The sequence below is a fragment of the Erwinia sp. MYb375 genome, from assembly GCF_037479175.1.
In the GTDB taxonomy this organism is placed as follows: Bacteria; Pseudomonadota; Gammaproteobacteria; order Enterobacterales; family Enterobacteriaceae; genus Erwinia; species Erwinia rhapontici.
Genome location: NZ_JBBGZS010000010.1, coordinates 382,889 through 409,659 on the forward strand (window position 1 = coordinate 382,889; position 26,771 = coordinate 409,659).

The window sequence follows — 26,771 nt, forward strand, 5'->3', positions numbered from 1 at the left end:
CTATGCGCTCTCTTCACACTCTGGCACCGGCTGCCCGCAAGCGGGGTCTGTCAATGCAGATTTATGGCTACCTGCTGCTGTTACCGGCACTGGGTTTTCTGCTGACGTTTACCCATTATCCGGCGGTGGCCACGATGTGGGAGAGCCTGTTCTCTGCGGCGCGCAACGGGCATCCGGCCCGGTTCGTCGGGCTGGATAACTATGCCGCGCTGCTGGATGACGACATTTTTATGCTGTCGCTGCGTAATAACCTGTTGTATGCCGCGGTCACGATCCCGCTGGCGGTGGGGCTGGCCCTGCTGATGGCGCTGGCGGTGAATCGTCGCCTGCGCGGCAGCGCGCTGACCCGCGCCGCCGTTTTTTATTCCTTCACTACTGCCAATGATTGCCATCGCCAACCTGTGGCTGTTTTTCTACACGCCCCAGCTCGGCCTGCTCAACCAGCTACTGGCGCTATTTTCGCTGCCGCCCGTCAACTGGCTGGGGGATCCCGACAGTGCGCTCTGGAGCCTGATGGCCGTTTCCGTCTGGCGCGAAGCCGGGTTCTTTATGATTTTCTATCTGGCGGCATTACAGCAGATAGATCCGCGGCTGAGTGAGGCGGCAGACATTGACGGCGCCTCACGCCGCTATTTCTTCCGCCGCGTGCAGTGGCCATTACTAATGCCCACCACCCTGTTTATTTTGATCAATGCCTCGATGAATGCGTTCCGCATCGTCGACCAGGTGATCGCCATGACCAACGGTGGACCGAATAACAGCAGCAGCCTGCTGCTCTATTACATCTACCGTACCGCTTTCAGCTTCTGGGATTTACCGGCCGCTTCCGCCATGACCGTGGTGCTGCTGGTGATCCTCGGCGCGATTGCTTTAATCAAATTCCACCTGCTGGATAAGCGAGCGCATTACCAATGAGCCTGACCATGACGCTTCCCGCACGGTCGTTTTCGCTGGGCCGTCTGTGCCTGAATCTGGCGATCTGGCTGGCCGCCCTGCTGTGGTTTTTACCGATTCTGGTAGCGGTTTGGGTCGCCATTCACCCGGCGTCGGATCAGGGCACCTTTGTGCTGTTTTCACCGCTGACATTGCAGAACTTTATCGATGCCTGGCACGCCGCACCGTTCGCCCGCTACTTTCTTAACACCACGCTGCTGGTGCTGATGATTGTGATCTGTCAGCTGGTGCTGGCGACGATGGCTGCCTATGCGCTGGTCCGTTTTCGCCTCAAGTTCTCCGGCCTGCTGTTTGCCCTGATCCTGCTACAGCTGATGATCAGCCCCGACGTGCTGATCCTCAACAATTACAAAACCGTGGGCGCGCTGGGGCTGCGCGACACACTGTGGGGCATTGCACTGCCCTATCTTGCTTCGGCCTTTGCTATTTTCCTGCTGCGTCAGACGTTTAAAAGTATTCCTATGGTGCTGGAAGAAGCGGCGATCGTTGAAGGGGCCAGCCGCTGGACCATTCTGCGCCGTATTTATGTGCCGCTGGCCAAACCGGTGTACATCGCGTTTGCGCTAGTGTCGATCAGCTTCCACTGGAACGATTTCCTCTGGCCGCTGGTGATCACCGACTCCATCAACGTGCGGCCCATTACCGTCGGTTTGCAGCTGTTTTCCGCCCCGGAACAAGGGGTACAGTGGGCGCTGGTCGGGGCCGCAACGCTGATGACGTCATTGCCGTTGCTGGTGCTGTTCCTGATTTTCCAGCGTCAGTTTGTTCAGTCCTTTATGCGTGCCGGTATCCGCTAACGGAGCGATATATGTCTTTTGAAACCACACCTCACCCGCTTTCTTCTCTGCAACGCCAGGCGCTGGGCGCTGCGGCCATGCTGTATCAGCCGCCGGTGATGCGTTCCACACACCCGGCCGACGGCACGCTGCGCTTTGGCCTGGTTGCCGACCCGCAGTACGCCGATGTAGACGCAGATGTGCCGAAAAATCTCTATTACCGCCATGCGCTGCACAAGCTGCCGAAGGCGATTGCCACCTTTAACCGCAAGCCGCTCGATTTTGTCGTCACGCTGGGTGACCTCGTGGACCGCCACTGGTCAAGCTATCAGGCACTGCTGCCGCTGTATGAAACACTGCATCATCCGCACGCGATTGTGATTGGCAACCATGATGCGCAGGTGATTTCCGACCGCCTGAACTCGGCGCATACGCCGCCAGCGGGTTTACCGAAAAGCTATTATCAGTTCCGCCTCTCGGGTTACCGCTTTATCGTGTTCGATGGAAATGACATCAGCCTGTATTGCAATCAGGGCAACGGTGATGATCGTCAGCAGGCACAAGCGATACTGGCCGATCTGCAGGCCCGTCAGCAGCCGCAGGCCGAGCTGTGGAACGGCGCAGTGGGCAGTGATCAACTGGCATGGATTGAAGCACAGCTGCAACAGGCGCAGCAGTTGGGGGAAACCGTGGTGGTGTTTGGTCACTATCCGCTGGCCCCGCATACGGGTCATATCCTGTGGAATGGCGGTGAACTGGCTGATTTGCTGTGCCGCTATCAGGTGCGTGCCTGCTTTACCGGGCATGACCATCGCGGTGGCTATGTGCGGCGCGACAATACCGATTTTATTATTATGAAAGGGATGCTCGACGGCGCGGAAGAGGTGCCTTTTGCGGTGGTTGAATTGCTGGATGGCGTACTGACAGTACGAGGATATGGCAATGAAATCAGCAGGATACTGACAAAAGATTAGCACTTATCCGATTCTTGCGGCAACGGGCGGACGGCAGCAAGAATCGGCATGACGAAAAGTAGAATATTAAATAATGTGACGCTCAAATATTTTATAGGGCGATTCGCGCTCAGAATAGTTGACGATCGAGATACCCAGGATTTTTGCTTTTTCCTGCGCCAGGACCATTTTTCTCTCAATATATTCCGGGCCATATCGCATTGGATCAGGCGTTCCATGGCCATAGAAAAAGTCTTTTTCAAACCCCTGAAAATAATTATCCGCCCACTCTTTTATGGTTTTTTCTTTTTTATTATTAAAAAAGTTCTGAATATTAGGCTTATCGTCCGCGACCCATTTATCCGTTTTATTTTTGTTATAGTCGTGGTCAAACCCAAGCAAACCAATTCTTTCTGGCGATAAACCCAGCATTATCCAGTACAGGCCCTGGAAAAAAGAGGTGTAGCCAATATTTTTTTCAATCTCAAAGCCTGTATCCGCCTGAACACCCAAACGACGGGCACCTTCATGAATAACCGCAGAGTATTCTGCATGCCTGACCTCATGTTTATAACTCACACAAGAAGGGAAATTCTCCTTCGGAAAATCATTAGGATGTATCCAGTAATCAAACTCGCCTCCCTCATAGATACGCCAGGCATTATTGAGGCACACTTTGATATGGTCGTGATATTTATAACTACGCGCCTGCTGGGCCGATAGACCGCTTCCGACAAAAAGAACCTTCATAAAATATAATCCTTTATATTTTACAACACGTTAATTATTGCATTTCTGATTTTTTCGCGTTCCCAAACGCGGTGGAAACCTACCAGTTCAACACCACACAAACAATAAGTAAAAATACTATTTTTTAGACAAAAAACTAAAATTTTTACCTCATTTGGCCTGACTTTATCATTTCATGAATTAAATTCATAAAGGCTAGCGAATTATAGCGTCTAATCCGATAAGTCGACTTACGTTAGGCTATTCCTTGAGCCATTCTTTGGGGGAAAACAGATGCATCCTTTCAGGCACCTTTACATGAGGACTCACTAATGCAGAAACGTATTCTTGGCCAGTCAGGGCTGGAAGTCTCCGCACTCGGGCTGGGCTGTATGGGGCTGAGCTTCGGCTACGGCCCGGCAACGGATACCCGCCAGGCGGTGGAGCTGATCCGCGCCGCCGTTGAGCAGGGTGTGACCTTCTTCGACACGGCAGAAGTGTATGGCCCGTATCTCAATGAAGACGTGGTCGGCGAAGCGTTGAGGCCCTTCCGCGACCGGGTAGTGATCGCCACCAAATTCGGCTTCACGTTTGGTGATGACAATAAACAGCAGATCTTAAACAGCCGTCCTGAGCACATTCGTGCAGCGGTAGAAGGCTCGCTGTGCCGACTGAATACCGACGTTATCGACCTGCTTTATCAGCACCGTGTCGATCCCGATGTACCGATTGAAGACGTGGCAGGAACGGTGAAAGATCTGATTTCTGAAGGCAAGGTGAAACACTTCGGCCTCTCTGAAGCGGGTGTGCAGACCATCCGCCGTGCCCATGCGGTGCAACCCGTTGCCGCCCTGCAAAGCGAATACTCTCTGTGGTGGCGTGAACCTGAGCAGGAAATCCTGCCGCTGCTGGAGGAACTGGGAATCGGCTTTGTGCCGTTCAGCCCGCTGGGCAAAGGCTTCCTCACTGGCACGATGGGCGCGGGCACCACCTTTGGCGCAGATGACTTCCGCAGTAAAGTGCCGCGTTTTGCCGCCGAGGCGCTGGAAGCCAATGAGCAACTGGTGACCATACTGAAAACGCTGGCCGCAGAGAAAGGTGCCACACCGGCACAGATCGCGCTGGCCTGGTTGCTGGCGCAGAAGCCGTGGATTGTGCCGATCCCGGGTACCACTAAGCAGCACCGGTTACAGGAGAACCTGCACGCTGCGGAGATCATCCTGGCTCAGGCAGATTTACGTCAAATCAACCAGGCGCTGGAGACGGTGAAAATCGTTGGGGAGCGCTATCCCGCGGCTATCCAGGCGCGCGTGGGACGGTAAATCAGGTTATGCGCCCCCCGGGGCCCCCGGGGGGGCCCACGCATCATTATCTCACGTCAGAAGTTATACTGAACCCCGATGCGCAAGCGGGTCTGCCTGTCATCGGCGGTTTTCCTGACGGAAACATCACCCACCTGCACATACGGCGTCCACTGTTTATTGATGTTATACGCCACCTTCAGATCCTGCTCATAATCCCATTTGTCGTTGTCGTATAACACCTGGTCACTGTGCTTATAAATATAGTTATATTCAAAACGCCAGTCCGCCAGCCGATAACCCAGCCAGAATTCACCCCGGTTCGTTTTCTTATCATCCGTATTTTCTTTCGTCGAACGCGTATATTCATAACGGTAGCGCACGTTAAAATAAATACCGTTATCGAACTGGTATCCGGTGGTTAAAAATGGCTTATAAATACTGTTATCCGAGCTGGATTCCAGGGTGAACCCCGGCTGCAGGAACCAGGCGGGCGTCACTTTGTACTGATAACTGACGGTACTTTCTGTACCGCTATCCACCAGGTCGGTAAAGGCTTTATTCTTATTATCGCCCCCCGATTTCCATTTGGCTTCCAGTGAAAAACCAAAGCCATTATCAAACCGGTGTGACACCATCATTCGGTCTTTATGCTGTTTACTGTCGTCCAGCCACTCATGGCGAAGGTCAAGGGTGACGGCCTGGCTACTGGCGCTGGCCAGCAGCAGACCGCAGAGCAGCAGTCTGTTATTTTTCATTAAGTTATCCCAGAGAGTTTGATGTTATTTTTGGATCGTACTTTTGATTAATTCACTCGTTTTCACGTGATAAAAAACATTCGTATCATCGATATTCCCGCTGACCACATCGTCATATTTTCCCGGCACGGTACGCAGCGAAATATTGCCGCTAAAGGTGCCCTGTTTATCTGGCGTGGTGTAAGGCGACGGACGGAACAGGAAGTTAAACCGTTGGTTATCCAGCGCCCGGTTGCCTGCAATCATCAGCGCGCCAGGATTGAAGTTATCGCTGAAGCCATCCATGCCGTTGTTCAGCGCCATGTTGTTGCGCGCCACATGCGCCACGGGCAGCCCTTCGCCTCCCAGTTTGAAGCCGTTGCTGCCGTTATTTACCGACAGGCTGTTTTCGATGGTGACGCTGCCGTTCGGGCCGTCTTCAATTTTGTTGAACAGGTCAAAACCGTCATCAATATTGTCGTGGGAATAGCAGTTCACCAGGCGGTTGCCCTCACCGACACGCATTTTCACCGCAAAACCGTCAGCGTTTTTCCGTCCCGGGTCCTGATTACCCCAGGACTCAGCGTTGCTGATCAGATTATGGCTGGCCCACAGTGCGCGGCCGATGCCATCCGGTGAGGCGACCCAGATGCCGGTATCATCGGCATGATGAGCACGAACGCGGTCGATATGGTTGTGACTGCCGGCAATATGGAAACTTTTTTTAGTGACGGTAATGCCCTGAATATGCCAGTAGCTGGCATCGAGCGTCAGACCGTTAAACACCACGTTGTCGCCCTGCGGCCGCAGCATTTTACGGTGCTGCCCGGTGCCGCTGGCCGTGGCAGGGATCACCGTGGCCGGATACTCGCCCTCTGCCAGCCACAGCGTGCCGCCCGGCGCCAGCAGATTGACCGCACTGGCCACATCCAGCGGATGTTCACGTGAGCCATCGTTATCCGCAGCCCCCTGCGCGGAAGCGTAAAGCGTATCCGGATGACTGACCTGCGCCAGACTTAGCGGGTACGTTTGCGTCAGGCGCTGGCCGTTATCCGGTGTAAAGGTGACCTTAAGATCGCGCGGCGTCGATGTGGCCTTCACCGGCAGCGCCACTACGTCGCCGCCACGCACTCTTTTCTGGCGCAGTAGCGCGGTGTCACCATGTTCTATAGTGATCAGACCGTTGCCGTTGGTGCGCAGCTGGAACACGCCGTCACGCCGGGTGAGGCGAGGGGATGACATCACTTCAATACGCGATGGCAGCACAGGCGCGACATACGGCACACCGGGCTGCGTATGCGCCTCACTGAGCGTCAGCGTGGCGTGATTCACTGTGATGCTGGCATTACGTGACGCAAAGAAGCCGACGTAATACTGCGTTTTATCCAGTTGGGTGATACGGTCTGCGCCCGCCACCGCTTTGCTGCTCCATGCGCGGCTGCCCTGGGGGGCATACGCCACCTCAAATCCGCTGTCGGTGCGGCTCAGACGCAGTGAAAAATGCTGTGGCGTGGTCAACGATTGATACGGCTCACGCACAATGCCGATGCCGGTATTGCCCCAGGGCTGCAGCACGCCCTGACGGGCCACCAGCGCCACCGCGGGCGGCTTGTCACCGATCGCCATCACTGTATTCATCACCATATTCGAGGCGGCCGGTAACTCTTCAATGCCCGGCTGAACAACGGGCGCGCGGGCTGGGCCTAAAATATCGCGGACCAGCAATCCCGCCCCTTCCTGCCCGGCCGGTTTTGCCCCGTTTTCCGGACCGAACTGATTCAGCGTGATATCGGCTTCCAGCAGGAAATTGGCGTCCGCCGGTAAGCGCGTATAGAAGTACGTCAGGCCATCGTGGCTGTTGCCCACCTTGCCGCCACGGCTTTCCAGCGTGAAGGGCGTGGTGAGCAGGCTGCCTTCTGCCGGCACCGCTTTGCCTCCAGCCAGCAGGGTTTCATTGCGGCCGATTTTGTCTGCCAGTACGTTGGTGGCAAAATTAACGTCGGTCGACTGACCGAAGGTGATGCTGTGCCAGACCAGCGTGCCAGGCTCCGGCAGCGCCGCCGCAACGGGCGCGCTCAGCCCGAGGGACAACGTGATAATACAGAGTTGACGTTCCCACATAATCATTCTCATCCTTTAGGCGCAGGGCGCCGCTGGCCGGGTTTTCCGGCCAGTCGGTAGGTGGATAAATCGCGTGTTAAATCGGGGTATTACGGATGCTGTGTGCGGTTCACCAGCGGTTTCGGTGCAGGCTCCTCAACCAGTTCAACGGCAGGGGTATCGAAGATTTTGCGGCACACTTTGCTGTTGCCCCAGCACTCTTCATACGGGTAACCGATCAGCTCTTCCATCACTAAGCGCACGTCCGGCTGAACATGCCCAATCAGCCCGCCCGACTTTATTCTGGCGACTTCGCCCAGCACCACCAGGTGCGTTTTGCGGTTCAGCTTCATCTGATGGCTGAAGACCATCGCCATCAGCGCCAGCGCAATCACGCCCACACAGAACACCAGCGCAATTGCCGTAATAGCACTTTCCGGCTGCGTTTGAGATTTAGACTGGAAGCCGTAGAAGCTGAGGATGGCGCCCATCGCGAAGACAATCACCGAACGCATCAGCTTGCCGGAGAAGGTCATGGCACCGGCGTAGATCCCTTCACGGCGACGGCCGGTAAAGGCTTCATCGATATCCGCCAGGAAGGTATAGACCGTCCAGGGAATGTAGTAGACGCCACCCGTACCAATGCCGAATACCACGGTGATGCCCAGCATGGCGGCGGTGGCGTACTGCTGCGGCAGATGCAGGAAGTGCAGCAGGCTGTAACACACCACGGAGAACACCACGATGCCCAGCGCCAGAATGTAGGGTTTGCTGAAACCGTGCTTGACGCAGATGCCGATAAAGATCGCGGTGGAGAACAGCTGTAACAGAGAGTTAAGGCTGCTCAGGCCCGCCACCATCGCCGGGTCGTACTGCAACACGAAGATGATGAAGTAAGTGAAGACCGAGGCGAACAGCCACTCGGCGCCGAACCCGCACAGGTACATACCCAGATGTTTGCGGAATACGCGCAGATGGAAGGTCGACTTCATATCACGCACCAGCGTCAGCATGGTTTTCGCCAGCGTCATTTTCTTCTCATCGACCGGGGTGGTCTCTTCTACCGGGCGTTCCCAGGAGGAGATATACAGCATGATCATCGCCACGCATAAAATCACGCCGTAGGTCAGCGCCGTGAAGAAGAACGGCTCGGCAGATTCTTTACCGTAAATGAGAATGAACTGGCCAGGGATAAATGCCGCGAGGAAATTGGCAACCTTACCGAAAATCGCCTTGTAGCCGGTCAGCTTGGAGCGCGCCGAGAAGTCGGTGGTCATCTCAGTGGCGAGGGTTTCATAAGGCACCATCACCGAGGTGTAGATCAGCTCAAACAGCACGTAGGTTGAGAGGTAGTACCAGAAGCCGAAGCCTTCCACCCACAGCAGCGGGTAGACCATCATCAGCGGGATGCCGAGTAAGATAAAGAAGCGACGGCGGCCAAAGCGTTTGCCGAGGCGCGTTTTGCCGAAGTTATCCGAAAGATAGCCCATCAGCGGATTACTGATCGCATCGATGATGCTGGCAACAGAGAAGATCGCCGACGCCTGTAACAGCGTCAGCCCGCAAAAAGTGGTATAGAAGTAAAGCAGCCAGATACCGGCAATCGCCAGCGCCCCGCTACCGAGTAAATTACCACCGCCGTATGCCAGCTGATGTCTGAAGAGAATTGGTTTTTCTACGTTCATGTGAGCCCCGCCCAGAGAGATTTTATAAAAATGAACCGTTGTTTTATTTTTATAGATACGGTGTTTTATATAGATCTCCCCGCTGAATAGATGTGAATTAACTCACAGTTAAAACAGCAGACGGTGATTTCTCAGACAGATTTGCGAGACATGTAACATTCTTATCAATAAAACGACTAAGCCAGCCTCACATGGCCCACCGTGATGCCGCGTAAAAATAACGACATTGCTGTTATTTTTACTACAATACAGACACTTAAATATAACAACTTGTCCGAAGCATCCCGGTGAGAAAAGAAATATACACCCCGCTACCTGCGCCATGTATCCCGCTTTTCTGAACAAAAAGCGGCTGTTTTGTGATCGGCTTTGCATTTCTGGCAGCGACTGACCCCGTAGCCTTCTCCACGGTGGTAATGTGTTTTCATATTTATGAAACAGCATTTCAATTAAATGAAGACGCTCACCACAGGGCGACACTCATGGCCACCGATGGAGTGAATCATGGCAAAAGGTTCTCAGATCCAATTCAACTTCCACACCGTTCAGGATGCGCAGACCGGCGCCCGGGTGACGCGCTTAACGCCACCTGATGTGCTGTGCCACCGTAACTACTTCTATCAGAAGTGCTTTACCCGCGACGGCAGCAAGCTGCTGTTTGCCGGAGAGTTCGACGGTCATCGCAACTATTACCTGCTCGACCTGAAGTCGCAGAAGGCGGTACAGCTGACGGAGGGCGCCGGCGATAACACCTTCGGGGGTTTCCTGTCGCCGGATGACCAGCACCTTTATTACGTAAAAAATGAACGCCTGCTGCAACGCGTTACGCTGGCTGACTTCAGTGAGGAAACCGTCTATCAGGTGCCGGATGCCTGGGTCGGTTACGGCACCTGGGTCGCCAACAGCGAGTGCACCAGCCTGGTAGGGATTGAGATCGACCGCAAGGACTGGACGCCGCTCTCTGACTGGACCATTTTCCAGTCGTTCTATCACAGTAACCCGCACTGCCGCCTGCTGCGCATCGACTTGCTCAGCGGCCAGTCTCACGTCATCCATGAAAAAAATGAGTGGCTGGGGCACCCGATCTATCGTCCGTTTGACGACAGCACCGTGGCATTCTGCCATGAAGGCCCGCACGATCTGGTGGATGCGCGTATGTGGCTGGTGAATGAAGACGGCGGCAACGTGCGTAAAGTGAAAGAACACGCGCCAGGGGAAAGCTGCACTCATGAGTTCTGGGTGCCGGACGGCTCTGCGCTGATCTATGTTTCCTATCTGAAGGGCCAGCACGACCGCCATATTCGCCGCTTCGACCCGCAAACAGGGGAAGACATCAGCCTGATGACCATGCCTGCCTGCTCGCATCTGATGAGCAATGACAACGGCACACTACTGGTCGGCGATGGCTCCGGTACACCGGTAGATGTGAAAGATACCGCCAGCCATACGATTGAGAACGACCCGTGGCTATACCTGTTCGACGCCCAAACGCGCCAGTACGCGCCGCTGGCTGCACATAACAGTTCCTGGCAGGTGCTGGACGGTGACCGCCAGGTAACCCATCCGCACCCCTCTTTCTCGCCGGACGATCGCCACGTGCTGTTCACCACGGATTACGAAGGGCTGCCCGCGCTCTATCTGGCGGAGATCCCGGACGCCCTGCGCCACTCATTAAGGAAGGATTAAACCGTGTTTATCTACAAGCAAGACAGACCCTTACAAGACCTGGGCGATGGTGTGAGCCGTCGCGTTCTGGCCCACGGCGGCAGCATGATGGCGGTGGAGGTCAGCTTTGAGACCGGGGCCATCGGCCCGATGCATCACCATGTGCATGAGCAGCTTACCTATGTGCTTTCCGGTCGCTTCCGCTTTACCATCGGTGATGAAACTCACGAAGTAGGCGCGGGCGATACGCTGTATAAAAAGCCGGACATTGTTCACGGCTGCATCTGCCTGGAAAAAGGCGTGCTGTTAGACACCTTTACCCCGCAGCGGCAGGACTTTTTATAAGTTATCGTGCCCAATAAAAAACCGGTGCTGATTCAGCACCGGTTTTTTTATGCCTGAAGAAAGAGAGCGCGTTATGCGAGGATTTCACGCACAAAGTTTTCGATCTCTTTGTTCTGGCTGTTCTCGAAGAAGCATTTCTGGAAGCGCTCGCCGGAGACCGCCGTTTTTACCAGCTCTTTATCGATAGCGCGCAGTGTATCCAGGTAGTTCTCTTTAACGATGGCGGCTTTCACCTGATTTAAGATGCCGGCATTGCGTACCTGAGGCTCTTTACGATCGGCCGGATAGCCCTGACCTTTCGCACCGCTAAAGGCTTTTTCGAAGATAAAGCGCACGTTCAGCTCGGCACCCCAGCCAAATCCTTTGGCAAACGGCAGCGACAGCGCATTACCGTTGTTGATCTGGGCAAACAGGAAAGCGTCTGCCGGGTCAATGCAGTAACCGCAGATCACGCCCGGATGCAGGTTCAGCGACATCAGCGCGCCCTGCCCGGTGCCGCAGCCCGCCACCACAAAGTCCACCGCCTTCGAGTTCAGCAGAATGCTGGCCATGATCCCCAGATGAATATAGGTCAGGTGGTGATCCTGCTCGTCTGACATGCCAACGTTATACACCGGGTACTCTTTCTCCCCGGCGACCGCGTTCAGCTCTTTCAGGATAATCGCGTTTTTAGCCGCCTGGCTGTTTTCCATCATCAGTGCAATTTTCATTTTAACGTCCTCTTGGGTGCAGCGGGATCGCCCGCTGCACATCAGTGAATTAGGGGGTATTAACGCGCCAGCCAGCCGCCGTCGACGGCGATGGTGTAGCCATTAATATAGTCAGATGCTGTAGATGCGAGGAACACCACCGGCCCCATCAGGTCGGCTGGCAGGCCCCAGCGCCCGGCCGGAATGCGGCCGAGGATCTCTTCGCTACGGGCTTCATCGGCGCGCAGCTGCTGAGTGTTGTTGGTGGCCATATAGCCGGGTGCAATCGCGTTGACGTTGATCTGGTGCTTCGCCCATTCGTTCGCCAGCAGACGGGTCACGCCCATCACCGCGCTTTTCGAGGCCGTATAGGAAGGCACACGGATACCGCCCTGATAAGAGAGCATCGACGCGATATTGATAATTTTCCCGCCCGTTCCCTGCGCGATAAACTGTTTTGCCACCGCCTGCGACATAAAGAACACGGATTTGATGTTCAGGTTCATTACGTCATCCCAGTTCTTTTCACTGAAGTCGATGGCGTCTTCACGGCGGATAATCCCGGCGTTATTCACCAGAATATCCAGGTGGCCCATCTCCGCGACTGCACGCTCCAGCAATGCCGGGATCACTTTGGTATCGCTGAGGTCGGCGGTCAGACTGAGGAAACGACGCCCGGTTGCCGCGATGCGTTCAATGGTCTCTGCAGGTTCGACAATATTGATGCCGACAATATCGCAGCCCGCTTCCGCCAGGCCGAGCGCCATGCCCTGCCCTAAACCGGTATCACATCCGGTCACCACCGCCACTTTTCCCGCCAGGGAGAAATTATCCAGAATCATGTTGTTTCCTTGAGTTTTACCAAACATGTTCAGGCGCTTGCCGTGACCCGAAAGTGTGCGGACAGTGCCCGATACCGAAACCGATGAAATCAGCTTAACGGCAAAGCGCGTCAAACTCAACAAAATGAAACAGCATTTCATTTTATATGAACCTGAGGATTGAATTTTGTCGTGGGGATCACATCCTGAGGATGAGAAGGTCATGCTATCCTACGGCGTGCCGCGTCGCCCCCTCCTGCACAGGAGGTGAGAGACAGGTTTCATCGTTCCTTCAAAGCCTGACGCTGAAAGACAATTTTACCCCCGGTCTTCCGGGCTTTTTTATGGTGTATAAAGATGCAGAAGTACAGTAACAGCGCGTTTCACGGCACCGTCCTGGTCGTTGCAACCATTGTCGGGGGTGGAATGTTTGCGCTGCCCATCGCGTTAGAAGCACTGTGGTTTACCAAAGGCGCTCTCTTCCTTATTCTCTCCGCCTTATTTATGCTCGCCTCGGGATTGATGCTTGCCGATGTGAACATGAGATTTCCGCAGGGTTCGAGCTTCCATACTTTCACAAAAAATCTGTTAGGCCGAGAAATCAACTTCATCGTCGGGCTGAGCCTGGTGTTTGTTCTCTACCTGGTGACCTATGCGTATCTTTCCGGGGCTTCTGCGGTTTTTTCCACCCTGCAATTTGACCTGACAGGGAAGCGCTATCCGGTTATTTCCGTCATCCTGATCACCCTGTTCGTCTCGGCCGTTGTGTGCAAGGGCGGGCGATTCTCTGCCCATATCATCTCCTTTTTTATTGCCGCAAAATTCACCGCCTTTTTTATGGCAACAGCAGGGCATTTACATCGCATCTCTCCAGAGTTGGTATTGAGTAGCCCGGCTTTCGGGAGCCTGTCCTCGATATTATTAACGCTCCCTGTCTGTATCATTTCATTCGGCTTCCATGGCAGCATCCCCTCATTAATCAAAATGTATGGCGGGAAGGAGCACAAATTAGTCGTCAAATCCCTGTGCTTCGGCGTGGGTATTTCCGCATTAATTTATATCTACTGGCTGGGCATGACGATGGGCATCCTTGACCGAAGCGCGCTTGCCTCCATCAAAGACCAGGGAGGCAATATCAATGTGTTTATGACGGCCTTGAGTCAAAATGAACTCAGCCATTACATTAACAGCGTTTTATTGTTCTTTGCTTTTTTTGCCGTGACCTCCTCTTTACTGTCCGCTTCCCTCGGTCTTTTTGATTATCTTCATGACCTGATGGGTTCTTTTTTTGGCATTTCTTCGTCCTCCCTCACGGCGGCGCTGACCTACCTGCCCCCTGCGTTGCTGTGCATCGTGAACCCTGACGGCTTTATTTCTGCGTTAGCGTATGCCGGTATTGCGCTGGTGATATGGAGCGTGCTTCTTCCTCCTCTGCTCCTGATAAAAGCCAGAAAGGCCCAAATTAAGGGGCCTTATCAGTTCCCGGCGAGTAATGCATTTCTCTATAGCTACTTCGTGGCGGGTTTTCTGCTGTGGGTCGGCATGCTGTATAACATGATTGAAATCTGAGGAAGGGAGATAAGCAGGGCGCATCGTAAACCGCTTTCGTTGAGCTGAGGAAGGCACATCCATTGTGCCTTTTGTACACGGTTTAGATTTTCTTGCAGCTTTCCAGCCAGCCAGCGGTATCAATCTTGCCGTTCTCCAGATATTTCTGCTGGTTCTGCCAGTGTGCGGCCAGGAAAGGTTTGAGCCCGGACAGACGCTTGTTCAGGGTCAGCATCTGATCAAAGACGCCAACCTCATGTTTCAGCCCTTCTTGGCCATATAAGGTCGCCGAATCTACCAGGCTACTGGCGTAGTAACTGGTCACCTGCTGTAAACTTTTTGTTTGCTCACCCAGTTTGGTTTTACGGATAGCGCAGTTCTGATCGCTGCTGTCTTTATCCTTACACAGCGCCTCATAGTTATGTGTGAGGAAATCGAGGAAGCGACCATCATCCTGCAGCTTGGTGCAGAGGAACGATCCCAGGTTAAGGCTGGCGCGGATCGATTGCGCGCGCTCTTCCTGCTGCTGCTGATTGCTGGCCCGCAGCTGACTTTCCAGGTCATTGAGCTTTTTCTTCAGTGCGGCATCATCTACCCCTGAGGCCAGCGTTCCCAGTGCTTTGACGGTGTCTTTCGCTTCATCTTTTTTCTTATCTGCACCGCTACTGTCTGCCCCGAGCGCAGCCCAGCTTTTTTCCAGCTGCTTAACCCGGCCCGTTGAGGTCATCGCGGGGGCTACCAGCACCAGGCGCAGCCCGGTGGTTTTACTGGTCGCAGGGCTGGTACTGTCGTAATAGTTCACCTCTTTGCGCGCCGAACTGCGGATCTCCGCTGCACTGGTCTGGAAGTTGCCCCCGCGCACCACAAAGCCCCCAGCCTGACCGTGCAGGCGGTTGAGTTTATTGAGATAGAACGGGGTAAACATCATCTCCGAGACATTGCCCAACATATCATGCAGGCCAAGAGGATTCGGGCTGAGACGCCCGATCAGCTGCACCTTGCCATTGGACGATTGCGCACCGGAATACCACTCATAGTTTTTCATGTCATCCATCGGATAATGGACATCACGAAACTCCGCGCTGTTGACCTTCAGTCCGCCACGGGCAGCAAACTCCCACTCCACCTCAGTAGGCAGGCGTAAAAAGCCAGCGGTGCCGTCTTCTTTCGGCAGTTTATCGGCCGCATTACTGCGTAGCCATTCATTGTATTTATTCGCCACGCTGATCGCATCAAACCAGCTGATACCGGTCTCCGCTACGCTGAGTTTACGCGACGGCGTGGGGCAGGTGCCCTGCGTCAGTGCCTGATATTGCAATGCGGTAAGCTCATATTTTGCCATAAGGTAATAACGGCCTTTGCTCTTACCGGCATCGGAGAAGCTCCCGGCGATAAAAGCCGGATAGCTGTGTTCAACAAAGCCCCATTCTCCGCCATCCTGCCCCAGCGTGATCGGCAAGTCATCAAGAGGGCCAGCAAGGGGGATCTCGACCCGGCGAAAGGCCATCGATCCCTCGCAGGGCATCGGCAAAATGATATCGTCGTCATCAGGTTTCGGATTGTAATTATCGCCTGTCCAGGGCTCGGCCAGGGCAGGTGCGGTACTGGCGAGCAAAGCCAGAAACAGCCAGGATGACAATGAGGAAGGCGTAAAGGTCACGAACAGTCTCCGCTAATCAGTAATAAGAAAATAAGGGTGGCAGCATCACACCTCGCGCAGACTCTGCGCGGGTTCAATATGAATGGCACGGTAAGCGCCAATACTGGCGACCAGCAGCGCTACCACTGCCGTCAGAGCCATGGCCAGAAGGCTATGCATCGGCGTGATTTTGCACAGCATCTGCCCCGTGGCCTGGCTACCCGCCAGCGCCCGGTTAAAGACCTGGCTGGCAATCAGATAGATGCTGTAGCCACCGACATACGCCAGCAAACTGAGCAGACAGCCCTGTATCATCACGTACAGGCCGACGGCCGGGCCGGTGAAGCCGAGCAGGCGCAGGACAGCGATATGCTTACGTTTGCGATCGACGTTGGCGATAAAAGAGCCCACCAGCGAGGCGATGCAGCCGATCAGGGCCGTTGCGGCGATGGTATTAAAAATCACCCCCAGCACCCGGTTAATGCTTTTCACATTTTCAATATCCGCCAGGCGGCTGGCGGTTTCGATGCGCTGCGCCCGGAGATCGCGCTCAAGACCGGCCACCTGGTCAATGTCTTTGGCGTACAGTCGGGCACGGGCATAGCGCGGTGACGTGTCGCTAAGAGGGTTGCCGCTGCTGACGCCGAGGGCCGGGATAGCGAAGCCGTCGCGGAAATGTTCCAGCATCAGTAACAGCGATGGACGGGTAAAGATAGCCGGACGATTAAAGTAAGTGGCCGGTAAAATACCCACCACGGTCAGACGCTGACGTCCCCACTCGCGGCGCTCTTCAAACTGACGGTTCACCCGGAGATCGATCGTCTCCCCGACGCTGACGGCCAGCTTGCGTGCGGCTTCCTGGGTTAACACCACCTCATTGTCATGACGCAGAACAAGGCTGCCCAGTAACGGGTCGCCTGACGCGGTGGGGATCACTTCGGCACTTTCAATAAAATGGGTGCTGTCGGTTTGCAGATCGGCCAGCGTGTTCAGCGAACGCGTCTGCCCGATAGCAAAGCCCACGTCGGGGCGCTGTTGCAACTGTTCGATCCAGGCCTGGTCATAGCTGTTGCTGCTCAACATGCGGATCTCAAGATTACGCGGGTCTTTCGCCAGGTCGTCCTGTAACTGGCTGACAATGCCAAAACGCAGGCCGAACAGCAGCAGCAGAGGGGCTATCACCGCCACCAGCGAAGAAATGATGCAAAAGGAGATGGTGCGGTCGTGCCACAGGTCCTGCAAAGCGAGCCGGGCAAGCAGCGGAGTTCGGTTAAAGGACAAAGCGGGTTTCCCCCTGGACAGGCTCTGATGAATCGGCCGGATTCACGGCTGGGGCATCGGTGCGGGCGATCAGGCAAGGTAAGCCGAAACGTTCGACCAGTGGCCAGTCGTGACACACCACCAGCGCCATCATCCCTTCCTGACGCACCAGCTCAATAAACAGATTAAACAGCTGCTGCGCATTGTGAGGATCCAGCGCGGCGGTGGGTTCATCCGCCAGCACCAGCGCGGGACGATGGACAATGGCCCGGGCAAAGGCGGTTCGCTGTCTTTCACCAAAGGATAACTGCGCCGGATAGCGGGCCAGTAAAGGGCCCAGTTTCAGGGTGTCGATAATCCGGTTCAGCAGGGTTTTGTCGGGCGTTTTGCCCAGCAGCTGGCAGGGCAGGCGGATATTGTCGCGCACGTTCAGATAGGGAAGCAGGCCGCCATTTTGCAAGACGAACCCTAACTGCCGTGCACGCATATCGGCCAGCTCCGCCTGACGATCGCCATTGAGCAAGGCGGCAACATCCCGTTGCCCGCTCGCCTGGCTCAACATAAAACGCCCGATGTGGCTGGGGCGCAGCAATAAGCCGATGGCTTCCAGCAGCGTACTTTTACCACAGCCGCTTTCGCCGGTGACGGCCATCACCTCGCCCGGCCGCAGTGCCAGCTGCGGCAACGAGACACGGTGGGCCTGGCTTCCCTGCCCCCGGACAATACACAGGTCCTCAATGTGCAGCATCAGGGCATCATTTCCAGCGGCACCGGGTAGACGCGATCGCGCGGATCGCTGCCAGCGGCAAGCTCAACCCAGCGATCAACATCGGCGTTATATTTCTGGTAGTGGCGCAGCTTGGCCGACAGCGTGCGAATAAATTTCTCCTGCGACAGCCCATCCCAGCTTTTCCATGTCTCTTCGTCCAGATTCAACACGTCGCTGCGATAAGGTAAGTCGGCGAGATATTCGCCCAGCACCCCGAGATCGTTGATTTTGGCATTCTCCTGCTGCTTAAGCTGGTTAGGATCGGCGCCCATAGTGGCGGCGACAGTACGTAAACGCTCAAACATTTTTGCCGGGGAGATCATCCCCTCGTTCGCGGCTTGCAGGATCTGACTGACCACATCGCTTAAATCACTCAGCTGTCCCTTAGTCAGCAGCACCCGCACATCCGTGGTGGGGATATTCTGCTTAATCAGGTCACGGTCGCTGATCCAGGCTTTAAACACCAATGGTGCCTGGGTGCCGTTCTTTTTGCCGAGATAGGCCAGCTGCATTGCATGACCAATCAGCGCCGTATCCTGCAGTAATTTCTGCTCGGGTGTCAGCTTCTTACCATCATCTTTGGCATAGATCGCACTGCCGATGGCTGCATCCCCCATATAGGCGGACTTCACCTGCGCGGTAATGGCAGAGGCCAGGGCATCAATCTGCTGACCAAAGATGGACAGATCGCCGGCATCCACCGTCTGGTACAGGTTGGACTGCGTGCTGTCAAAGTTGGAGAGATCGCGATACTGACTTTCTGCTTTAGCGTGGTCATCTTTGCCGCTGGCCGTTTTCAGGTGCAGGGTATAAATGGCGATGCCACGGTTGCCCGCCTCCAGGCGCAGCTGGCTGGCATCCAGACCGGTACCTGACAGTTTATTGCTGCCCTCAATGGCGCCGGCATCGGTGATTAATACCACGTAGCGGGCGCCAAACGGGCTCCAGTCGATATCGTCGATAGCCGACATCACACCGGCATAGGCATCTTCGTCATACAGCGAGCTGGAGACTTTGGCTTCTTTCAGGTCGGCGACCTTTTTCAGGAAGTCCGGGCCATCTTTCACCTGATTGGGATCGGCGAAGATTTTGGTGCTGAATTCCAGGCCCGGCACCGCTTTGGTGTTTGAGCGATAGGACACCAGACCAAATTTCACCTGCTCCCCCAGATTCTCCTGTTTGATTTTATCGTAGATCTTATTCACCGCTTCCCTGGTGCGATCGATATACGGTCCCATTGAAATGGTGGAGTCGATAACAAACACCACCGAGGCGTTGAACCCTTTGATTTTGTTAACGCTCTCTTCTTCTTTGGCGGCGGCGGCGGTGGCGTCGGCTTTACTCACCGAAGCGACGTTCAGCAGGCGGGTATAGAAGCCCTCTTCTGTCATCACCTCTTCACCGCTGAGGATCGGCAGCAGGTAAAACTGCTTTTGCAGATCGACAAATAATGCCGGTTCCTGGGCCTGTACCCCGTCTGCATGGCCGTCACGCTTCAGTTTGGCACGCAGGGGTGCAACCAGAGAAACCGGATCTGCTGCGGAGAGAATATCGTCCAGACTTTTTCGCTCTTTGAAAAACAGCAGGCGGTCGCGGTTGGCCGGATTGGTGAAGGCCAGGGTCAGCTGCATTTTCCAGTCAACGGTGCAGGCCTGGGGTAACCAGCCGATTTTTTTGCCGTAGCTGTCGGGCCCGACTTCGATCCAGCTTGCGCCCTTCACCTCTGTTTTTTGGTAAACGTACAGACTGCTGAAGGCGGGTTGTATCGTGCCTTTCGCTTCGCCAGCAGCGTTGCTCAGAGTGCAACCCGGCGTGGTGAGTACTCGCTGAAATAAGGTTTTTTTCCCTTCCTGCAGCAGCGGTTTATCGCCATCAGCGGCCAGCGCATGGCTGGACAGCAGCAGGGCGCACAGCGGCAGCGCCAGACGCAACATCGGGGAAGGGATCATTTTTCCAGCTCCTCAAGGCGTTGTTTGACCTGTTTATTGTCAGGTTCAGCCTGCAGTGCGGTCTCGTACCAGTAGGCTGCCGTGTCTTTATCCGCCGTTTTGAAGCACTCGCCCGGCTGATGGGATTCAGGGTCGTATTCACGGGCGTAAGCGATGGCGATCTTACTGTCGCCCCCCTGTGCGCGGTTGGCATACAAACGCTGTGCCACGCCGCATTTCTTCGCCTCTTTGGCGGCCTGAATAATGGTCAGTAACGCCTCGCTGTCAAGCTTCTGCTCAACACAGCCCTGCACGAAATCGAGCTCTTTCTGGCTATTCAGGTTAGCAACGGTACAGGTGCTGGCAGCGGTGGTCTCTGCCGTTTTTTCTGCGCCTGCCGCAGGTGCCGAAGAGGGTTCCGTCGTGGCGGACGCTGGCGGCACCGCGGCGGCGGACGTGGCTTCCTGTTGCGCATCGGCAGCAGCAGGGGTGGCAGTATCGCGCCCCAGGAACCACCAGAGCCCGGCGGCAATCAACAGCAGGGCCAGCACGGCCCCGGCGATAATACCGATCAGCGGTACACGGGATGGCGTGCTTTTCCCTTTGGGTTTATCCGCGGCAGACACGGCAGCCGTGGGCGCAGGCTGGACAACGGGCGGGGCAACCGGGGCGGCTACCGGCGGGGACACCGGTTCCGGCGTGGGCAGCACGCTGCTGCTGCTGTAGTTGCCGGTCTGGCCACGCGCCTCCGACGAGAACAGCTCATCGCGCGCCAGCTGGAGCGTGGTGTTACGCACTTCACCTGAGGCCAGTTTGACCTGGATTTGCACCTGGCTGGCATTGGCCAGCAGTGGGTCAAGGATCGTTGGGCCAAGACGAAAACCACTGCCGCCTGCCAGCGCATAGCCACCAGCGACGGTAAACCAGTGTTGTGCCGCCCCCCATCTGCCATCAGGTTGCAGGTAATCCTGCTCGTTGTTGCAAAGAATAAAGGTCAGGTCAGACAGGATGGCCTGCTCGCCGCGCAGGCGTACCATCAGTTGTGCCGTACCCGGCGCTGCCGGTTGGCAGGCGAAGATTTTAGCTAGCATGGGGTGTTCTCTTGTTTCAACTGGCGGATAATCTGACCCAGCTGCTGGTTATGTTCGAAGGAGATATCGCGCGTGGCGCTGTGGCCGGCGTTGTCCAGAATGACGGTCATCAAGGCCGATAACCAGTCACCCATCCAGGCCACACCGGGCTGCGGTGCCACGGCTGCCAGCTGAGGTAACGCATCGCCGGTCAGCGGTGTCTGACGCGCAAACACTTTCTTTTTCTCACCCACATAGCTGTTGGGCACCTGTTCTTCCGGCAGAGAGAGATAGCCGAACCAGGCAATAAAATCACGCATCGCCAGCTGGGTACGCAGCACCTGACGCGCCCTCAGCTGGTCATGATGGGTATCTGCCTGCTCCTGACCCGCCAGCGCCTGTTTCAGGGTGCCCTCCAGATCGAGGCGAGTGGCGGCCGCAATCAACTCTTCAGTGAGCAGATTCATCAGCTCGCTGTTCAGGCCGAGGGCGGACCAGTGGGCCGTTTGCTGCGGTAACTCCCTCAGATGAGCCACCCAGGCTTTGAAGGCCTGATGGGCGAACTCGTCCTCCTGGCTCACCCTTACAGACGCAGGCGCGGTGTCGGCAACGGCGGCCACCTCCGCCGTCACTGAACCGGAGAAGGGATCGCTGGCAAACGGATTGCTGCCAAACGGATTATCGCCAAACGGATTGCTCGCCAGCACCTGAACGGGGCGCGGGTCACCGGCCGCCGCGGATGCCTGATCCTCATGGCGAATACTCAGATAGATGTTGTTGAGTTCAGGCGTGGGAAGTTCCAGGCGACTGATCATTTCACCGATGCTGTGCGCACTGGCGGATAACCCCTGCCACAGATCTTTGGCAATCGCCTGTTTCTTCGCCCGCTGATCTTCGCCACCCTGTTCGTACCAGCGGCCAAGCTGTTGATCGCCGGTTTCATGGCGGCACTGCACTAACTGCTGATGTAGGCGCTTCAGTTTGAAATCCAGATGAGCAACGCGGCGCAGGGCTTCGGTGAGGCGACGCATCCCGCCATCGTTCAGCGTCAGCATCGCCTTCCATGCATCCTGCGGTTCGGCCAGATATTTCCGCACCAGCTCGCCATCGATAAAGGTATTGCCCATTCTGTCGAGCACCTCGTGATAGCGTTCAGCCAGGGACACTTCTTTAAGTACCTCCTGACCGGGTTCACGCACCAGGTCCAGGAAGGGATTATCAATCCCCGGTTTACGCACCAGGAAGACATTCTGGAACGGTTTCCCTGGCATCCACTCCTGGAGCCATTCGTAATGAGCAAAACGCTCGCGCAGGGTGATATGCAACATATCTTCCCAGCCCATTTTTAGCTGAGTGTCAGTATGTTCCAGGCTGTCGCTGATGCGTTTGTCACACATCGTGATGGCCCAGAACAGACCCGGGGCGCCGCTGCGTTCACCCGCCTTACCCTGAGTTTTTTCAACCCACCGGTTTAACACCGGGCCGACATCGGCCACGTCGCTCTGCTTGGCGGCACTGGCGCACACCACCAGCGCATTCATCTCCTGGTTATCGGTGTAGCGCTCGAAAAGATAGGCCACTTTACCGCGCAGCAGTAACTGCGAGATGGGGTTGAGCCCGCCCTGACCGGCATCTTCCAGCTTGTCAATTTTGAGGCGTCCGCGGTAACCCGGGAAATCAAGCAAATCGACCTGCTCCACAATGCTGTCCTGCGGGACTTCCGCCAGCGGGAAAATCAGCTCCGCGGTGAGCGCGGTCAGTTCGGCTTGTGACAAAGAGGCGCTGACGGATTGTTGATCGTCGTTCCAGTAACGGATATCAACATTGCGATCCTGATGGGAACCGAGGCGATTCAGGCTGTCGACGTTCATGATGCTGCCGCTACTGTGATCGGTCAGCGTCTCCAGCGGCGCAAACACCATTCTGGCATGGTTTATTTTCACCAGCACCCTGGCCAGTGAACGATAGGTTTCCGTCAGTGCGCTCTGTTTACCCCACAGCAGAGAGAACAATTCTGCACGTTCCTCCGGACGCAGCCCAGGGGCTATTTTCAGTACCTGCGGCCAGTAAACCGATCTGAGTTTTCCCACGGATCTTTTGAACGATGTATCAAGGTAGTCCCATAAAGACACCACATCTTCGCTGCTGACGCCGGCGCAGATTTCACGCTGTTCGGCACGAAGCAGGAAGGGACGCAGGTGTTCTTCAATGTGGCTTTCATCGAGTTCATCGCCCAGTTGCTCCTGATTAAAGTCGTTAAACCAGGTGTTCGTCAGGATTTTGGCAATATCGATTTCGCTAAACAGACGCAGCGGGACAGGGTAACCCGCAGGTGCTTCTGGTGCCTGTCTGGTAAAGCGCGTGACCAGGCCCGTGGCCTCCTTACCCCCCCCAACCGGGTTGACCTCTTTAATAAAGTCGACTCGTCGGTCGCCATAGGCCGCTTTCAGGCTGCCGTGGCTGCCCGCTGCCAGCGCTGAGATCAGGTAGGACTTGCCCGCCTGAGAAATGCCGAAAAAACCCACCGTCATCGGCGTCGAGGCGACATGTTGCAGATTGTTGGCCAGATTGCGGGTACGCAGCAAACTGAGGTTGAGTTTGTCCGCCTCGTTATCCAGGCGGCGCGAGCCGACACGCACGGTTTCTACCCAGCCGCGTGCATCCTGACAGCTCCGGGCGATCGCTGCCCAACCTTGGGTAAGAGATTCTGGTTCGCTGTTCATTATTTTTTCACACTCCCGCTATCGAGCCAGTGCCGGCTGTCAATGAGCCCGGTATCGGGCATGGTATTCAGTTCCAGTTCTAAATCCCCTTTGCTAAAGGATTTATCGGTGTTGCTGCTGACATCTGCGATGGTCAGGCGATCGCTGATCAGCCCTAACTGGCGCGCGCGTTTGCCTTTATCCACGGTCAGCCGCACCCTGAGATAAGGGGAGCCGCTGTCACTCGACTGCGCCGTGGAGAATTTTTGACGGCCCTTTTCGTTGAAACGCAGGGTGTAGAGCGGAGCGGCAGACCAGCGTTCGGCATCCAGCTGGCGATATCCCAGCCGCAGATCGCCACGCATCACGATGCTTTGCATTGCGCCCTCGCCCTCTTCGCTGCGTTCTCCCGGCAGGGTGATCTGGCCGTTCTCTGACTGGATATGGCGGTAGACCACATCGGCATCACGCAGCAGGTTATCCATATCGATAATGCCAATATGGCGAATGGTCGAGTAAGGCTTCAGCGCCGAGACACGGAAATGGAAGTTAGGAATACTGTGATTGGCGCACAGCTGTGCCAGCATGGCGCCGACCGAGGCGGTGCTCTTCGGATCGTCGATATAGCCATTTTTGTGGAACGGATACCAGGTGCCGGTCTGGTAGCCATGCAGTGGCAGAATGCGTCCCGGCGGTAACGGCAGATTGCGACGAATGATCGCCTGGATGCCCGGTAACTGCGAAGGCCGCCCCGTCAGCAGCAGCATGTCGCAGTGATAGCAGGACAACACTTCGCACAGGGCCGTGAGCACCTTATCAATGTTGAACTTGCCCGAGCACAGATCGTTATGCACCTTCACCAGCGACAGGTTGAGGGTGATATCCACCAGCCTGAAATCATTCGGGCCACCCGCTTTTTGCACTTCGCGACGCACAAAGCCATCGACTTCGTCACGAATACTGCCAGCAGGCAGTAACTCACTCACCTTGCGGTTGATCAGCAGGTGGGTTTGCTCATCCAGCGGATCAAAGTGCTCGTAGCTGCTCAGAATATGCAGCGCCAGCGGCACAAACAGCTGCAGGCTGAGTTGCTGACGCAGTACGGCTTCAGCAGCACTGATATTTTGTGATCCGCACAGCTGCGACATCAGCGTTTCAACCGTGACTACTCCGGCATCACGCAGCGCCAGCTCGAAGGCGGGCAACACATAGGCCTGGATCACATCCAGCAGAATGTCGTCACCGGCGGTTTTGAAGCTGTCACGAAAACGCTGATGGGGAATGATATGTGCGTTAGCGCCGCTGCCTTCCAGGCCATTGCGATCCAGACGGTAGTCGGTGATCACCAGGTCCGTGGTTCCACCTCCGATATCGAGGGATGCCAGCGTGATGGTTTCACGATCTTTGCGGTCCGGGCGGCCAAGGGTATTGAAGAACACCTCCGGGTGGCCGGCAAAGTTCTGATTGATCTCGGTGTACAAATACACCAGCTGCGCACAGGAGGCCTCGTCCCATTCCACGCGAATTTTTGGTAAGGGGATACGGATATTCCCCTGGGTGGATAACTCCTGTTCATCCAGATACGGGTCATTCTCGCCGTTGTGCCAGCGCAGCGATTTCCACACTAACCCCACCGCCTGACGCATGCGGTCATCCAGGATACAGCGTTCAGCCATCGGCAGGCCTGGCGGCACCGTCAGAATGATATGACGGAGCTGGCGAGGAATACCGGCGTGGCCCTGACGGGTACGCTGTTCCACGCTGTTAATCTGGCTGATGGCCTGGGTCAGCACTTCCGACAGCATAAAGGTCATCAGCGAGCTGCGTGAATAGCGCGGTGTGAAGACCGGAATGCGATCCATCTCGTCTTCAATGGTGTGCAGCGCCTCGCCTTTTTCGTCGATGAGGTTGGCAAAGGGGGCCGCGGTCGCCAGCGGGTTGGTGTCCTGCACGTAGCTGCCGTTGAAACGCCAGCCCTGGCCATAAAACTTCTCATCCCACAGGTAGCGCTTAGGGCTGGACAGACCGGTGGAGCCTTCACTGCCGCGGCGGCGTGCCGCTAAACGTGTGGCTTCCCCGCCGATGCGGGCGATGGTCGGCCACTGGAACGCGTCATGTCGGCCGCTGCGCACAGAGCAATGGTCTTTGCCGAAAAAGGCCTGAGAGAACTCCACCCGGCTTTCAAAGGGATCGGTGTAGATGTGCTCAGGATTGCTGAGATCGCGCAGTTTCAGCACATAGTTGTGCATCAGACCGGAACCTGACTGGCCATGATCTTCAATCAGGATCCCGCAGGTGCGTGAGTTACCGACGTCGAGGATCAGATCCACCGGGATCGGTTTAATGGCATTGGTTTCGCGATTGGCGATCATGCGGAACTGCGGCAGTTCGATGGCAGGCGCGGTCTGGGTTTGCAGCCCTTCCACCGGAATGGCCATCAGTGACAGCAGGTTAAGGTAGTGCGCCAGAGGATAGTGCTGCGCCAGCTCCTGCTCCTGTTCATCCAGGTCACGGCCTTTGCTGCTCTCTTTGAACACCTCTTTCAGCCAGTCTTTGACCCAGTCCTGCGTCAGATACCAGTTGAGCGCATAGGTGGCGGTTGCCACGGCAAAGGTCGCACCGGCGTTGACGTCTTCCTGATTAGGACTGAGGTCGGCTGCCGACTGCTGCCGGGCCATGATGCGGGTATCCATCGCCAGCGTCATGCGGTGAGTGTGGCCATCCATGTCCGGTTCCGGCTGTTTGACCAGACGAAAACGCGCCCAGTTCAGCGGCCCTTCCTGATAGACATTCGGCGGGCTGAAACGGAACAGGGGCAGCGGTAACCAGACGCTGTCCAGTAGCGCCAGGCTGGCATCCACCGGAATATCGTACTGGCTTTTGGCCTTCTCAATCGCGTCAGGCGTCGGTTGATAGAAATAGTAATCGCGCTGCTCGTTGTAAATCAGACGCGTGAGCACGCCATTGGCTAATTTAACAAACTCCCCCGCAGGCAGACGTTTTGGCGTCAGGCCGAAATCCATAAACTGGATACCGGAGTCGCCGACCAGGGTGATTTGACGATCAAAAGAAACAATCTCAGGCAACATAATTTAATCCG

General features: G+C 55.8%; 19 protein-coding genes and 1 pseudogene. 7 read left to right on the forward strand and 13 right to left on the reverse strand.

Annotation, left to right across the window (positions count from 1 at the left end; genetic code table 11):
* Window positions 1-2: 2 nt before the first annotated feature.
* From WH279_RS01715 to WH279_RS01725, 3 genes and pseudogenes are all read left to right on the forward strand, one after another.
* A pseudogene (locus WH279_RS01715) lies at window positions 3-915 on the forward strand (carbohydrate ABC transporter permease).
* Between the two features lie 8 nt (window positions 916-923).
* Window positions 924-1,751 carry a carbohydrate ABC transporter permease gene (locus WH279_RS01720; protein WP_445235205.1) on the forward strand — a complete coding sequence of 276 codons (828 nt, stop codon included), beginning with the start codon at window positions 924-926 and terminating at the stop codon, window positions 1,749-1,751.
* 11 nt (window positions 1,752-1,762) lie between these two features.
* Window positions 1,763-2,704: a metallophosphoesterase gene (locus WH279_RS01725; protein WP_339454814.1), complete on the forward strand. Its 942-nt coding sequence runs from the start codon at window positions 1,763-1,765 to the stop codon at window positions 2,702-2,704.
* Window positions 2,705-2,770: 66 nt separating this feature from the next.
* Here WH279_RS01725 and WH279_RS01730 read toward each other — a convergent pair whose 3' ends face one another.
* The gene (locus WH279_RS01730; protein ID WP_339454815.1) at window positions 2,771-3,433 is read right to left on the reverse strand and encodes a hypothetical protein; all 663 of its coding nucleotides are present in this window, start codon (window positions 3,431-3,433) and stop codon (window positions 2,771-2,773) included.
* A gap of 311 nt (window positions 3,434-3,744) precedes the next feature.
* Between WH279_RS01730 and WH279_RS01735 the strand changes: the two genes are divergently transcribed.
* Window positions 3,745-4,734, forward strand: coding sequence for an aldo/keto reductase (locus WH279_RS01735; RefSeq protein WP_339454816.1), 990 nt, complete (start codon window positions 3,745-3,747; stop codon window positions 4,732-4,734).
* Window positions 4,735-4,790: 56 nt separating this feature from the next.
* On the opposite strand, the gene WH279_RS01740 is transcribed toward WH279_RS01735, so the two are convergent.
* From WH279_RS01740 to WH279_RS01750, 3 genes are all read right to left on the reverse strand, one after another.
* The gene (locus tag WH279_RS01740; RefSeq protein ID WP_339454817.1) at window positions 4,791-5,471 is read right to left on the reverse strand and encodes an oligogalacturonate-specific porin KdgM family protein; all 681 of its coding nucleotides are present in this window, start codon (window positions 5,469-5,471) and stop codon (window positions 4,791-4,793) included.
* 24 nt (window positions 5,472-5,495) lie between these two features.
* Window positions 5,496-7,571: a right-handed parallel beta-helix repeat-containing protein gene (locus WH279_RS01745; protein ID WP_339454818.1), complete on the reverse strand. Its 2,076-nt coding sequence runs from the start codon at window positions 7,569-7,571 to the stop codon at window positions 5,496-5,498.
* Between the two features lie 89 nt (window positions 7,572-7,660).
* Window positions 7,661-9,235 carry an MFS transporter gene (locus WH279_RS01750; protein ID WP_133844657.1) on the reverse strand — a complete coding sequence of 525 codons (1,575 nt, stop codon included), beginning with the start codon at window positions 9,233-9,235 and terminating at the stop codon, window positions 7,661-7,663.
* A 504-nt stretch (window positions 9,236-9,739) separates the two neighbouring features.
* On the opposite strand from WH279_RS01750, the gene WH279_RS01755 reads away from it, so the two are divergent.
* Entirely contained in the window at window positions 9,740-10,921 is a 1,182-nt protein-coding gene (locus tag WH279_RS01755) for an oligogalacturonate lyase family protein (protein WP_339454819.1), read from the forward strand.
* 3 nt (window positions 10,922-10,924) lie between these two features.
* Window positions 10,925-11,245, forward strand: coding sequence for a cupin domain-containing protein (locus tag WH279_RS01760; protein WP_133844661.1), 321 nt, complete (start codon window positions 10,925-10,927; stop codon window positions 11,243-11,245).
* A 71-nt stretch (window positions 11,246-11,316) separates the two neighbouring features.
* Here the strand turns inward: WH279_RS01760 and WH279_RS01765 are convergent, their stop codons facing one another.
* Window positions 11,317-11,955 (reverse strand): RpiB/LacA/LacB family sugar-phosphate isomerase, encoded by a 639-nt coding sequence (locus tag WH279_RS01765; RefSeq protein WP_133844663.1) that lies wholly within the window; start codon window positions 11,953-11,955, stop codon window positions 11,317-11,319.
* 59 nt (window positions 11,956-12,014) lie between these two features.
* Complete coding sequence (kduD, locus tag WH279_RS01770) at window positions 12,015-12,776, reverse strand: 2-dehydro-3-deoxy-D-gluconate 5-dehydrogenase KduD (RefSeq protein ID WP_339454820.1); 762 nt, start codon at window positions 12,774-12,776, stop codon at window positions 12,015-12,017.
* A gap of 336 nt (window positions 12,777-13,112) precedes the next feature.
* Here kduD and WH279_RS01775 point away from each other — a divergent pair, with 336 nt between their 5' ends.
* Window positions 13,113-14,324, forward strand: a complete 1,212-nt coding sequence (locus WH279_RS01775; protein WP_339454821.1) for an aromatic amino acid transport family protein — start codon at window positions 13,113-13,115, stop codon at window positions 14,322-14,324.
* A gap of 82 nt (window positions 14,325-14,406) precedes the next feature.
* Here the strand turns inward: WH279_RS01775 and WH279_RS01780 are convergent, their stop codons facing one another.
* From WH279_RS01780 to WH279_RS01810, 7 genes are read right to left on the reverse strand one after another with little or no spacing between them, the layout of a single operon-like run.
* A complete protein-coding gene (locus tag WH279_RS01780) occupies window positions 14,407-15,963 on the reverse strand; it encodes an SUMF1/EgtB/PvdO family nonheme iron enzyme (RefSeq protein ID WP_339454822.1) in 1,557 nt (518 codons plus the stop codon).
* Between the two features lie 45 nt (window positions 15,964-16,008).
* The gene (locus WH279_RS01785; protein WP_339454823.1) at window positions 16,009-17,223 is read right to left on the reverse strand and encodes an ABC transporter permease; all 1,215 of its coding nucleotides are present in this window, start codon (window positions 17,221-17,223) and stop codon (window positions 16,009-16,011) included.
* Window positions 17,213-17,950, reverse strand: a complete 738-nt coding sequence (locus WH279_RS01790) for an ABC transporter ATP-binding protein (protein ID WP_159338593.1) — start codon at window positions 17,948-17,950, stop codon at window positions 17,213-17,215. Before WH279_RS01790 ends, WH279_RS01785 begins: the two co-directional genes overlap by 11 nt.
* Window positions 17,950-19,920 (reverse strand): vWA domain-containing protein, encoded by a 1,971-nt coding sequence (locus WH279_RS01795; protein ID WP_339454824.1) that lies wholly within the window; start codon window positions 19,918-19,920, stop codon window positions 17,950-17,952. Before WH279_RS01795 ends, WH279_RS01790 begins: the two co-directional genes overlap by 1 nt.
* Complete coding sequence (locus WH279_RS01800; protein ID WP_339454825.1) at window positions 19,917-20,990, reverse strand: hypothetical protein; 1,074 nt, start codon at window positions 20,988-20,990, stop codon at window positions 19,917-19,919. The genes WH279_RS01795 and WH279_RS01800 overlap by 4 nt, the downstream gene beginning before the upstream one ends.
* Window positions 20,984-23,692 carry a virulence factor SrfC family protein gene (locus WH279_RS01805; protein WP_133844683.1) on the reverse strand — a complete coding sequence of 903 codons (2,709 nt, stop codon included), beginning with the start codon at window positions 23,690-23,692 and terminating at the stop codon, window positions 20,984-20,986. Before WH279_RS01805 ends, WH279_RS01800 begins: the two co-directional genes overlap by 7 nt.
* Window positions 23,692-26,760 (reverse strand): virulence factor SrfB, encoded by a 3,069-nt coding sequence (locus WH279_RS01810; protein ID WP_339454826.1) that lies wholly within the window; start codon window positions 26,758-26,760, stop codon window positions 23,692-23,694. The genes WH279_RS01805 and WH279_RS01810 overlap by 1 nt, the downstream gene beginning before the upstream one ends.
* Window positions 26,761-26,771: the final 11 nt, after the last annotated feature.